Genomic DNA, 12339 nt, shown 5'->3' on the forward strand with positions numbered 1-12339 from the left:
CGAACCCGATCACCTGGACCCGATCGCCTGACGAGGACGAACATCGCGTCGAGCGTGTCGAGCGTATAGGTCGACACCGACAACAGGTCCCGGGTTGTACCGAACCGTTGTGCAGCTCATCAGTTGATACGTCCATGTACGCACGTGCACGCGCCCGCGTACCTTCCGATACGCGTTTTCCGCCCGCTCAGTCTGGCGCGACGGTCCCGTCCGTCAGCCCGTCGTACATACCCCGCACGAGCTGTCCGCCGAGACGGCCCGCGTGCCGCAGGGCCTCCTCGAACTCGGCGAGTGCCCTGAACCGGGCGCCGTAGCGCCGCTGTTCGTCCAGGGGCAGCCGGGGCAGTTGCAGTCGGCGCACGTCGAGCCGGGTCGCGGTGGACGCGTAGCTGCTGGCCTGCCGGTTGTTGGCGGTGCCGCGCAGGAACCCGGCGAGGAACCACGGGTCGAGGGCGGCCGGATCGGGCCTCAGGAGGACGAGGCTGCGGCCGAGAACGGCCCCCGCGGTCACCTCGTCGACCACCCGCGCGACGGACCCGCCGCCCAGCACCGGCACGACGACGTCACCCACCTCCACCCGCACCGCCTCGTCGTCGCTCTCGGGCAGTGAGCCGGAGGGAGCGGTGCCGGCGAGGACGTCCTGGTCGGTGAGCACGGGCACGCGCGCGTGGCCGCCGTTTCCGCCCGTACGCATCACCAGGGCACCCCCGCGCGCGAGTTCGCCGATGGTGATCAGCGGCCAACGCCCGGCCTGCCCGTCCACGGGTCCGGCGGGGGCGGGCGGAGTGAGGTCCGCCGTCAGTCGCAGGGTCTCGCCGAGCCGCTCCCGTACGTCGCTCAGCTGCTCGCCGTCGCCCGCGGTGGCCGGCGGGAGGTGACGGGCGGGGGCGAGGTCCACGTCGTCGTCGAGGAGTTCGATGACGGGGACGGAACGCGCCACCCCCGGCCGCTCGACCGCCGTCCCGGCCCGCTCGAAGGGCCGCCAGGCATCGAGGACGGCCGTACGCACGGCCTCCCAGTCGAGCCCGCCGCGCCCGGTGTGCTCGGCGACGGTCCCGGTGTCGGCGAGCAGCACCTCGGGCTGCGCGGGCGCCTTGCCGGGCCGCCGCAGCACCCACAGGTGCAGCGGGATGTTGTACGGGGGTGCCGCGCCGACCGGCAGCGCGATCACCGCGCGCAGCGCCCCGCGCCGCAGCAGATCCGCGCGGATACGGCGCCCCGAACGCCGGGAGGCCGCGGCGGGCGGCATCAGCAGTACGGCGGTGCCGCCGTCCTTGAGCCGCGCGAGCGCGTGCTGCACCCAGGCCAGCTCGGACTCGTTGCGGGCCGGGAACCCGTACTCCCAGCGAGCGTCGTACGCGAGTTCGTCGTGCCCCCAGTTGCGCTCGTTGAACGGCGGATGACAGAGGACGGCGTCTGCCCTGAGCCCGGGATACGCGTCACTGCGAAGCGTGTCCCCAACGGCCGTGCGCACGACGTTCTGCCCCTGGAGCGCGAGCCGGAGGGCGGTGAGCGCGGCCAGCTCCGGGGCGCTGTCCTGCCCGTACAACTCCCGCTCGGCATCGTCCCGTTCGACCTCCCGCGCGCCGCGCACGGGGACGGCGCGCAGCAGTGCGCCGGTGCCACAGGCCGGATCGAGCACGGTGCGCGCCGGACCGGCGAGGTCCCCCATGAGGCGGGCGAGCTCGGCCGGGGTGAGCGTGTACTGCCGCGGGTTGGCGTCGAGATGCCGCCCGACCAGGAACTCGTAGGCCTGCCGCGCCCCCATCTCGGCGGCGAGCTCGGCGACTCCCCGGAGAAGGGGGACGGAGGGGAGGAGTGCGGGGCCGGTGGGGGTGTGTACGGCTGGTGGAGCAGGGGTGGTGTGAACGGCGGGTGAGCTGTGTACGCCGGGTGGGGCGGAGGTGGTGTGAACGCCGGTTGCGGGAGGGGAGGCGTGTACGCCGGGCGCGACGTTCACAGCATCCGAAGCGTTCACACCCTCGGGCTCGTTCACAGCCGACACAACGCGTCCGACCGCCGGAGTGTGAACTCCTCGCACACCAGCCGGACTGTGAACCCCCTGTTCGACCGACTCCCTGTGAACTCCCCGCACGGCGGGCGAGGTGTGAACACCGCGCTTTCCGCCGAGGCCAAAGCGCGGCGCGATCACCTGTTCCAGCGCGGCGGGCAGACGGGCGGCGAGGCGTTCGTCGGAGACCGCGCCGAGTTCGAGCCAGACAGTGGGGCGGTCGTGGATGAGCAGGAGAACACAGCCCGCGTGGACGAGGGCGGTGGCCGGCCCGTCGGGGTGGCCGACGAGTTGCTGCCAGACGCGTTCACGGAGGGGCACTTCGGCAAGTTTGCCCTGGTGGCGGAGCCAGGATTCGACCTCGGCGAGGGCGAACGCGGGGCTGGTCTCGGTGCCGCCGACCGGCTTGGGGAAGTCGGCGTGACGGCGGCGCCAGTTGCTGACGGCGGCGCGGCCGACGCCTGCGAGCCGTGCGATACCGGCGGCGGTCACTTCCGTGGCGTTGTCCTGCACGCGCCGCGCTCCCCTCGTCCCGTGCACGGCCTCGGTGTGCCTGTGCGCGGCTCTGGTCGCCTGTACACAGCCCTGGTCGTACACCCTCGTTCAACGTGTGACGCCGAGCATACCGGCGTGCACAAGATCTACCCCTTCACGACCGTGTACATGAGTCGTCGTGTGAATCGTGTTGACTCGGTTCACACGGTCTGCTGTTATTGACCCAGCGAACGAGGGGCCGCCGAAAGAGGGCGGAAGGCCGGGCGGCGGTGGCGAAGCGCCGGGGACTACGCCACCGCCGCCCACACCTCTCAGCGCTCGTCCGCGCTTCTCGGCAGCGCTCTCAGCTCAGTTCGCCCTCATCAGGAAACGTCGAAGGAAATCCCATGCGCCGAACCACACTTGCCGCCCTCTGCCTCACCGCCGTCACTGTCGCCGGGGTCGCCGGCTGCCAGACCGGCGGGAACAGGACGAGCGACAGGACGACCGACAAAGCGTCCGACAAGACCGCGACCGATACCGCCGCCGCCGAAAAGACGAAGGACCCGTTCGCCGGGCTGTCCGGGGACGAGATAGCCGAACGAGCGCTGACGGCCACCTCGGGCGCCTCGTCGCTCCGTATGACGGGCGATGTTCCGGACGACGAGAGCGGCGGCACGATCCGGATCGACATGGCCCTCGACAAGCGGGGCGAGTGTGCCGGGACGATGAGCATGAACGGTCAGGGCAAGGCCGACCTCGTGAAGTCCGGCAGCACCCTCTACATGAAGTACGACGAGAAGTTCCTGCGAGCGCAGAGCGAGGGTTCGTCGAAGGAGGAGACCGACGGGGTCGTGGCGATGCTGGCCGGCAAGTGGACCAAGATGGCCACGACCGGCTCCGACGCCAAGGACCTCGCGGGCTTCTGCGACCTGGACAGCGTGCTCGCCGACTTCAAGGACGGCACTTCCGGGACCGGCTCCGGGGTGACGCGCGGCGCCACCACGACCGTCGACGGTAAGCCCGCTGTCCTCGTGACGGAGAAGGACGGCAAGGACACGTACACGATGTACGTCGCCAGCGAGGGCAAGCCCTATCTCCTGCGCGTCGACAGCAAGTCGGCGAAGGACCCCGGAACCGTCGTCTTCAGCGAATACGACAAGCCGGTCTCCGTCCGGAAGCCCACCGGCGAGATCCTCGACCTGGACGCACTGGGCGGCTGAGCCGGACCGTTGAACCCGGCGGACCTGTCGGACGTCAGGGACCGTGGACGGCGGTCACAGAGTGTGCCGCATCCACACGTTGGGCTCCACATAGACCCCGTACCCGTGCGCCAGGTCGCACCGCACCGGTACCAGCGCGCCGGGTACCTCCACCTCGCCCTCGCTGTCGAACGGCAGGCCGGTCCAGGCGCGCCACTCCTCCAGCGAGGCCGCGACGCACATCGACGCCGGTGCCACGGCGACGATGGCGGCGCCGGCTCGGGCGTGCACGCGCAGCCACGGGTCGTAGGGCAGGCCGTCCTCGCGCACCCGGTACGCGTACTCGGCGATCGGCGTCCGCGGTTCGAGGTGCTTGGCGCTCGGCCGGACCGGGGCGACGACCTCGCGGAAGCCGTGGGCGGCGGCGTTGTCCCGCATCGCCGCGAGCATACGTCCGGACAGTCCCGTGCCCTGGGCCTGCGGGGAGACGACGATCGAGATCGCGCTCACCGTGTCCGGGCGGGTACCGGCGCGCAGGTCCTGGAACGCCCACACCAGGACCTGGTCCCAGCCCCGGGCGGGCAGTTCGCCGCCGCCCCGCCCCTCGGCCGCGAGCGCGAAGGGCACGCTGTAGGCGTGGGCGACGACCTCGCCCCGCTCGTCCTCGGCGAACAGGACGTGCTCGGGGAGTTCCGTGGCGATGCGGTCGTAGTGGGCGTTGCCCGTGAAGTCGTGCTGCATCAACTCGGGCCAGGTGTCGGGCATTTCGACGACCCGACAATACATCTCGGGGCGCTCGGCGAGGGACGAGACCTTCAGCTCCATGGCCGTCACGGTAACCGGATCGCGGCCCACGCCCCAGTCCCGGACGGCACACCCTTCAGTCCCGGACGGCACCCTTCAGCGCCGAGTGGCGCTCCTCAGCCCGTCCGGGGGTCCCCCCTCTGGGGGAGCTTGAGGACGAGCCCCCTTAGGGCCGAAGCGGGGGCCTGGGGGCGGCAGCCCCCAGAGACGCCCACACCAACCCGGCCTCACCAACCAACCCCGGTCCACAACTCCCCCGCCCCAACCTCAGTTCGCGTGGAACCGCGCGGGCGCCTCGGTGGGGTTGCCGCCGGTCGGCAGCTTCTGCCCGGCGCATCCCGACAGCACCTTCTTCATCGCGGCCTTCTCCGCCTCCGTGACCCACAGTTGGTACTTCTTCTTCACGGCGACCTGGTTGGCGACATACGTGCAGCGGTACGCCTTGTTGGGCGGCAGCCAGGTCGCCGTGTCGCCGTCACCCTTGCTGCGGTTGGTGCTCGCGTCGACGGCACGGAGGTTGAGCGGATCGTTGGCCAGGGCTATGCGCTTGCTGGCGTCCCAGTACTTGGCGCCCTTCTGCCAGGCGTCGGAGAGGGCGACGATGTGGTCTATGTCCACCTCGCTGCGGCCCCGCGTGAACGTCACGTCCTTGCCGCTGTAGGGGTCGGGCTTCAGTTCCCCGGCGGACACCTTGCAGCCGCCGCTGCGGAACCGCACGTCGGCCAGGTCCCGCTTGAGGATGTCGTCGCGCGTATCGCACTTGTTGGAGTCGGTGTCCGCCCACGCGGTGCCGAACCGGTCCCGGGAGTAGCCCGTCTTGGGAGCCCTTCCCTTCACGGTCAGCGAGTCGACGGCCGTGAGTGCCGCTCCACCGCCGCCTCCCCCGCCTGCCGCACCGCTCGCGCTCTTCTCGGGCCCGGCCGACCCCAGGGTCTCGCCGTTGCACCCGCTGACGCCGAACACCACCACGAGTACTGCGGCGGCGACGCCCCCACCCCTCAGACACACCACGCTACGTCCCTCCCCTGCTGCCCCGTTCACGTCCCCGCCCGCGGATTTCCGCTGGTCGACAGGCTAGCGGGCGCGCTCTCCCCGCCACAGGGCGCCCACCGGTACTCAAGGGGCGTATTCCGCATACCGGGCGTATCGTCGATGCTGACTCACCTCCGGAAGGAGCTCCTGGATGGGCATCTTCGACAAGATCAAGGACCAGATGCGCGGCAAGACGGGGCAGAACGCCTCCGACGCCGCGGAAAAGAAGATCAACGAGAAGACGGGCGACAAGTACACGAGCCAGGTCGACGACGCGCAGCGGAGAGCCGAGGGCGCGATGGGCATGGACCGTGATCGCGACAGGCCCGACCAGCCGTAGAGCGCCGGAGGCCGGCAGAATCCTCGGCTCACCAGCAGGAGAAGCCGCCCACGACCCCCACCAACAGGTCGTGGGCGGCTCCCTGTTGCCGCTCACTGTTCCCTACGGCCTCTGCCCTGCTGCCTGTTCCTCACCGCGGTGCGCTGTGCCGCAGTGCACCGCCTGCTCGCTCACGAACCCAGGATCGAAGCCAGGAACTCGCCGGTCCAGCCCAGCAACTCCCGTCCGACCACCGGCTTTCCGCCGACCTTCGCCGTCTTGGGGCGCGGTACGAGGATCTGGTGCGCGGTCGGCTTGATGACCGTCCCCGGATAGAGGCGCTTGAGCCGGAGCTCCTGCGACTCCCTCAACTCCACCGGCGAGAAGCGGATGTTGGCGCCCTGGAGCACGATGTCGCCGACTCCGCAGGCCCGCGCGAGCATCCGCAGCCCCGCCACGAGCAGCAGGTTCTCGACCGGCTCGGGCAACTTGCCGTAGCGGTCGACGAGTTCCTCCCGTACGGCCTTGATGTCGGCCTCCGTGTTCGCGGAGGCGATGGCACGGTAGGCCGCGAGGCGCAGGCGCTCGCCGGGGGCGTAGTCGTGCGGGACGTGGGCGTCGACGGGGAGCTCGATCTTGACCTCCAGCGGCGGCTCCTCCTCCACCCCGCCCTCCAGCGAGGCCCGGTAGTCCGCGACGGCCTCGCCGACCATCCGTACGTAGAGGTCGAAGCCGACTCCCGCGATATGGCCGGACTGTTCGCCGCCGAGGAGGTTTCCGGCGCCCCGGATCTCCAGGTCCTTCATGGCGACGTACATGCCGGCGCCCATCTCGGTGTGCTGGGCGATGGTCGCGAGCCGTTCGTGGGCGGTCTCGGTCAGGGGCTTCTCCGGGGGGTACAGGAAGTACGCGTATCCGCGCTCCCTCCCGCGCCCGACTCGCCCGCGCAGCTGGTGGAGTTGGGAGAGGCCGAAGTTGTCGCCGCGCTCCACGATGAGGGTGTTGGCGTTGGAGATGTCGATGCCGGACTCGACGATCGTCGTCGACACGAGGACGTCGTAGCGCTTCTCCCAGAAGTCGACGACGACCTGCTCCAGCGCCTGCTCGGACATCTGGCCGTGGGCGGTCGCGATGCGTGCCTCGGGGACGATCTCGCGGAGCCGTGCCGCCGCCCGGTCGATGGACTCGACCCGGTTGTGGATGTAGAACACCTGGCCCTCGCGCAGGAGTTCGCGGCGGATCGCGGCGCCGATCTGCTTCTCCTCGTAGGGGCCGACGAAGGTCAGCACCGGGTGGCGTTCCTCCGGCGGGGTGGTGATCGTCGACATCTCACGGATGCCGGTGACCGCCATTTCGAGCGTACGGGGGATGGGGGTGGCGGACATGGTCAGCACGTCGACGTTGGCGCGCAGCTTCTTCAGCTGTTCCTTGTGCTCGACGCCGAACCGCTGCTCCTCGTCGACGATGACGAGCCCGAGGTCCTTGAACCTGGTCTCGGAGGAGAAGAGCCGGTGGGTGCCGATGACGACGTCGACCGAGCCCTCGCGCAGGCCCTCCAGGGTGGCCTTCGACTCGGTGTCCGACTGGAAGCGGCTCAACGCCCTTACGTTGACCGGGAATTGTGAGTAGCGCTCGCCGAAGGTGCCGAAGTGCTGCTGGACAAGGAGAGTTGTGGGCACGAGGACGGCGACCTGCTTGCCGTCCTGGACGGCCTTGAAGGCGGCGCGGACGGCGATCTCCGTCTTGCCGTAGCCGACGTCTCCGCAGATCAGGCGGTCCATCGGGACCGTCTTCTCCATGTCCTCCTTGACCTCGGCGATCGTGGTCAGCTGGTCGGGCGTCTCGGCGTACGGGAAGGCGTCCTCCAGCTCGCGCTGCCAGGGGGTGTCGGGCCCGAAGGCGTGCCCGGGGGCCGCCATGCGCGCGCTGTACAGCTTGATGAGATCGGCGGCGATCTCCTTGACGGCCTTCTTGGCTCGCGCCTTGGTCTTCGTCCAGTCGGCGCCGCCGAGGCGGTGCAGGGTGGGCGCCTCGCCGCCGACGTACTTGGTGATCTGTTCGAGCTGGTCGGTGGGGATGTAGAGGCGGTCACCGGGCTGGCCGCGCTTGGCCGGCGCGTACTCGACCACGAGGTACTCGCGGGTCGCGCCCTGCACGGTCCGCTGGACCATCTCGATGTACCGGCCCACACCGTGCTGCTCGTGCACGATGTAGTCGCCGGTCTCGAGGGTCAGCGGGTCGATGGTCTTGCGGCGCCGGGCGGGCATACGGGCGCCGTCCTTGCCGGCGGCCTTCTGCCCGGAGAGGTCGGTCTCGGTGAGCACGGCGAGCTTGAGCTTCGTGTCGACGAACCCGAAGTCGATCGAGCCGCACGCCACCTGCACGACGGAGGGCGTCAGGGAGGTCAGATCGGCCTCCAGGCGGGCCGCGATGCCTTCCCCGCCGAGCACCTCGACCGTACGGGCGGCCGGGCCGTGCGCCTCGGTGACGAACACCGTGCGCCAGCCGTCCGCGAGCCAGCCCTTGGTGTCGGCGAGCGCCTTCGCGGTGTCCCCGCGGTAGGTCTCGGGCGCGTGCATGCCGAGCTTGAGGGTGTCGGCGTCCAGCTCCTCGTCGGCGGCGAAGGGCGAGACGGACCACCACATCATGTCCAGCTCGCGCGCCCGGTCCCGTACGTCCGCGATGGACCACAGGGAGGCCGCGCCGACGTCGATGGGCGCCTCGCCGCCGCCCGCGGTGGCCGCCCAGGATGCCTGGAGGAACTCGTGGCTGGTCGCCACCAGGTCGGCGGCCCGCGTCCGGACCCGCTCCGGGTCGCACACGACGGCCATGGAGCCCTTGGGCAGCACGTCGATCAGCAGTTCCATGTCGTCGACGAGTACGGGGGCGAGGGACTCCATGCCCTCGACCGCGATCCCCTCGGCGATCTTGCCGAGCAGTTCTCCCAGCTCAGGGTGTGCCTCGGCGAGGGCCGCGGCCCGCTCCCGCACCTCGTCGGTGAGCAGCAGCTCGCGGCAGGGCGGCGCCCACAGTCCGTGCTCGGCGACTTCCAGGGAGCGCTGGTCGGCGACCTTGAAGTAGCGGATCTCCTCGATGTCGTCGCCCCAGAACTCCACCCGGAGGGGGTGTTCCTCGGTGGGCGGGAACACGTCGAGCATGCCGCCGCGTACGGCGAACTCGCCGCGCTTCTCGATCAGCTCGACGCGGGAGTACGCGGCGGCGGCCAGCGCCTCGACGACGGTGCCCAGGTCGGCGGTCGATCCGGTGCGCAGCGCGACCGGCTCCAGCTCGCCGAGCCCCTTGACCTGCGGCTGGAGTACGGAACGAACGGGGGCCACGACGACCGACACCGGGCCGGTCTCCGGGTCGTCGGGGCTGGGGTGCGCGAGGCGGCGCAGTACGGCGAGGCGGCGGCCGACGGTGTCGCTGCGGGGCGAGAGGCGTTCGTGCGGGAGGGTCTCCCAGGCCGGGTACTCGGCGACCGTGTCCGGCGGCAGCAGCGTTCTCAGGGCGGCGGCGAGATCCTCGGCCTCGCGGCCGGTGGCGGTGACTGCCAGCACGGGCCGCCCGGCCTCCCGCGCCAGCGCGGCGACCGCGAAGGGGCGCGCGGCGGGTGGTCCGACCAGGTCGACGTGCATACGGTTGCCGTCGCCGGCGGCCTTGATCGCTTCCGCGAGGGCGGCGTCCTTGACTACGACGTCGAGCAGACCGTGCAGACTCATGAGCGAGCTTTCGTGAGGCGTGGACTGTGAGGGTTGGGCAACGCGAACCGCCCGACACGTGTGACGGGCCGGGGAGCCTCCAGCGTACGTCGCCGCGTCCACCCGCGCCGCGCCTGTGGACAACGCCAGCCCCACATGACCGTCCTCTTCAGCGTGGGCCAGCGACCGCGCGAACAAGGAGCGTGCCGATGTGGCCGAGGTGAGGCGCGTCGAGGAAGTACGGCTCGTTTTCTCGGGGTGGGTGACGGAGAGCTCGGCCGAGTAGGTCTCGGCGAGGACGAGTCGGCTGTCGAACATCGAAAACGCGTTGCCCGGCCAGATGAAGGTGGGGGTGGACTTGGGGACAATGCCCAGGCTGAGGCGGGGAAGTCTTCCACGACCTGACCGCTCAGACCGTCACATGACAAGGAGAACCGTGGCGCAGAACGAATACGAAGCGAAGTTCCTGGAGATCGACGTGGAGGGCACCCTCGGCGCTCTGCGCACCGCCGGGGCGGAACAGGTCTTCCCCAAGACCATGTTCACCCGCCTGATCTTCGAGAACGACACCGTGCAAGGCGAGCAGTGGCTGCGGTTGCGTGACGAGGGCGGCAGGACCACGCTCACCCTGAAGCAGGTCACCGACGCGACGCACATCCACGGGACCACCGAGATCGAGATCGAGGTCGACGATCTGGCCAAGACCGCGGAACTCCTCGCGGCGCTCGGCCTGCGACAGGTCCGCTACCAGCAGAACTACCGCGAAGAATGGCAACTGGGTGGTGTGACCTACGACTTCGACACCTGGCCCGACCTGCCCACCTTCCTGGAGATCGAAGGCCCTTCCGAGGCAGCCGTGAAGGAGGCGGTGGCGGAGCTCGGCCTGGACTACGGCCAGGCCCGCTTCGGCAGCATCGATCTGATCTACAAGAGCGAAGTCGGTCGTGACATCCTCTCGGAGCCCACGCTCCTCTTCACCTGATCCGGCGTTCAGCGGTTGTCACCCGTTCCCCACCCCGCCAGTAGTTGACCTGTTGGGCTCGGGGTGTCCCGGCTCAGAGTGCCGCGAACTCGACGAACGCGGTCCACGCCGTGGGTTCTACGGCGAGTGCGGCGCGGGTTGTGTCCTTCGAGTCGCGGACGTGGACCCTGGCGGGGCGGGCGGCTACCTCGACGCATTCGCCGCCGTTGCCAGCGCTGTAACTGCTCTTGAACCAGGCCAGTCCGTCCAGGCCGAGCCTGGCCTTTTCCCCGCTCATCTCTCTCCCAACAGTTCCTCGATCAACGCCCGTGATTCTGCCGGAGTGTGGGCCTGCGCGCGCAGAGTTCCGTACGTACGTTCAAGCTCTCGGACCCTCTGGCGCTCCGTGTGCACACGGCTGTCGCCTTGTACCTCCGCGTAGGTGATCCTGTGCCCATCCTTCATTTCCATCAAGGTGAACGGTCCAGCCAATCCCGCATGTTCCTGGCGGGAGAGCGGCATCACCTGGATCTCCACGTTCCGCTTCTCCTCGATGAGCAGGAGCTGCTCCAACTGCCCCCGCCATACCGCTGCACCACCGAGCGGCCGCAGAAGTACAGCTTCCTCCACCACGAAACTCAGATGCGGAACGGGCCGCCGGTCGAAGATCGCCTGTCGTGCCAGTCGGGCGGCCAACCGCTGCTCAATGACCTCTTCGTCCAGCTGCGGGCGCCACATGGCGAAGACCGCCCGCGCATACTCCTCGGTCTGCAAGAGTCCTGGCACCGCCTGGGTGGCGTACACATGCAGTACAACCGCCTCGGCCTCCAACTTGGCCGCGTCCCGGAAGAACGCCGGATACTGGGCCCGAGCCATCTCCTCCTTGCTCGCGCTCAACACCCCACCCGCCCCCAGCACTTCATCGGCCAGGTCGATGAGCTTCGGCGGCGGAATGCGTCTCGCCTGCTCGAACGACGCGATCGTCGAGGCCGAGTACCCGGTCAGCGACCCGAGCTTCGCGCGGTCCATCCCCGCCCGCTCCCGGAAGAGCTTCAACTGCCGCCCGAACACATGGAGAATGCCCGCCCCGAACTCGTACTCCGGCTGCTGAACCTCGTCGTCCACGCCGCGACTCCTCCCGTACGACCATCAAGTCACCGGACACCGCCCGCCCAACGCACGGCCCGGAAACCGGTCACGCCCACCATCACGTACAACCGCACCGCCCACGTGTACAGCCCGTGCCCGTCAGCGCGTCACTCCTGGTCAACGCTACTCAGAGTCGACGACCGTTGACCTCATGAAGTCAGCAACTCCCCCCAACGGGCATATGCCACAGCACCCCGCGCCCGAACGCGAGTTCACCATGCGCTTCACATCGACCCCACGCGGCGCCCGCCTCGCCCGCCGGCTCGTCTCGCACCGCCTGAACGACTGGGGCCACCCCTACACGACCCCGCCCAACGAGACCCTCACCCTCATCACGGCAGAACTGACCGCCAACGCCGTACGCCACGGTCACGTCCCCGGCCGGGACTTCCACCTCCAACTCACCCTGGCCAAGGGCACCTTCCGCATCGAGGTGACCGACACCCGCGCCGAGAAGCTGCCCCCGTCCGCACCCCTGACCCCCGACCCGGCATCCGAGTCCGGCCGAGGCCTGCTCCTCGTGGCCGCTCTCGCGGACGACTGGGGCGTCACCCCTCGCCCTGCCGCCCCCGGCAAGACCGTCTGGGCCGAGCTGCGCGTACCGACCGGAGGCCGCCCGCGCATGCACCACGCGTCGGCGGCCTCGGTGAGCGTCAAGAACGCTCACCGAGGCCGCCGCTCCCCCG

General features: G+C 69.9%; 9 protein-coding genes and 1 pseudogene. 4 read left to right on the forward strand and 6 right to left on the reverse strand.

The window, feature by feature from the left end:
- Positions 1–187: 187 nt before the first annotated feature.
- A complete protein-coding gene (locus PV734_RS28520) occupies positions 188–2524 on the reverse strand; it encodes an N-6 DNA methylase (RefSeq protein ID WP_319292589.1) in 2337 nt (778 codons plus the stop codon).
- A 368-nt stretch (positions 2525–2892) separates the two neighbouring features.
- Here PV734_RS28520 and PV734_RS28525 point away from each other — a divergent pair, with 368 nt between their 5' ends.
- Entirely contained in the window at positions 2893–3708 is an 816-nt protein-coding gene (locus PV734_RS28525; RefSeq protein WP_319292590.1) for a hypothetical protein, read from the forward strand.
- A 54-nt stretch (positions 3709–3762) separates the two neighbouring features.
- Here PV734_RS28525 and PV734_RS28530 read toward each other — a convergent pair whose 3' ends face one another.
- Together PV734_RS28530 and PV734_RS28535 are read right to left on the reverse strand one after the other, a co-directional pair.
- Positions 3763–4512, reverse strand: a complete 750-nt coding sequence (locus PV734_RS28530) for a GNAT family N-acetyltransferase (RefSeq protein WP_319292591.1) — start codon at positions 4510–4512, stop codon at positions 3763–3765.
- A 246-nt stretch (positions 4513–4758) separates the two neighbouring features.
- Positions 4759–5499 (reverse strand): HNH endonuclease family protein, encoded by a 741-nt coding sequence (locus tag PV734_RS28535; RefSeq protein WP_319096876.1) that lies wholly within the window; start codon positions 5497–5499, stop codon positions 4759–4761.
- A gap of 175 nt (positions 5500–5674) precedes the next feature.
- On the opposite strand from PV734_RS28535, the gene PV734_RS28540 reads away from it, so the two are divergent.
- Positions 5675–5863 carry an antitoxin gene (locus PV734_RS28540; protein ID WP_319096750.1) on the forward strand — a complete coding sequence of 63 codons (189 nt, stop codon included), beginning with the start codon at positions 5675–5677 and terminating at the stop codon, positions 5861–5863.
- A gap of 170 nt (positions 5864–6033) precedes the next feature.
- Here PV734_RS28540 and mfd read toward each other — a convergent pair whose 3' ends face one another.
- The gene (gene mfd / locus PV734_RS28545) at positions 6034–9564 is read right to left on the reverse strand and encodes a transcription-repair coupling factor (RefSeq protein ID WP_319292592.1); all 3531 of its coding nucleotides are present in this window, start codon (positions 9562–9564) and stop codon (positions 6034–6036) included.
- A 415-nt stretch (positions 9565–9979) separates the two neighbouring features.
- Between mfd and PV734_RS28550 the strand changes: the two genes are divergently transcribed.
- Positions 9980–10525, forward strand: coding sequence for a class IV adenylate cyclase (locus tag PV734_RS28550; protein WP_319292593.1), 546 nt, complete (start codon positions 9980–9982; stop codon positions 10523–10525).
- A 73-nt stretch (positions 10526–10598) separates the two neighbouring features.
- On the opposite strand, the gene PV734_RS28555 is transcribed toward PV734_RS28550, so the two are convergent.
- Both PV734_RS28555 and PV734_RS28560 read right to left on the reverse strand, forming a co-directional pair.
- A complete protein-coding gene (locus PV734_RS28555; protein WP_319292594.1) occupies positions 10599–10802 on the reverse strand; it encodes a DUF397 domain-containing protein in 204 nt (67 codons plus the stop codon).
- Entirely contained in the window at positions 10799–11629 is an 831-nt protein-coding gene (locus tag PV734_RS28560; protein WP_319292595.1) for a helix-turn-helix transcriptional regulator, read from the reverse strand. Before PV734_RS28560 ends, PV734_RS28555 begins: the two co-directional genes overlap by 4 nt.
- 241 nt (positions 11630–11870) lie before the next feature.
- Here PV734_RS28560 and PV734_RS28565 point away from each other — a divergent pair.
- Positions 11871–12179: pseudogene (locus tag PV734_RS28565) on the forward strand (ATP-binding protein); the annotation flags it as partial.
- Between the last annotated feature and the right edge of the window lie 160 nt (positions 12180–12339).

Source organism: Streptomyces sp. AK08-02, assembly GCF_033795085.1.
In the GTDB taxonomy this organism is placed as follows: domain Bacteria; phylum Actinomycetota; class Actinomycetes; order Streptomycetales; family Streptomycetaceae; genus Streptomyces; species Streptomyces echiniscabiei.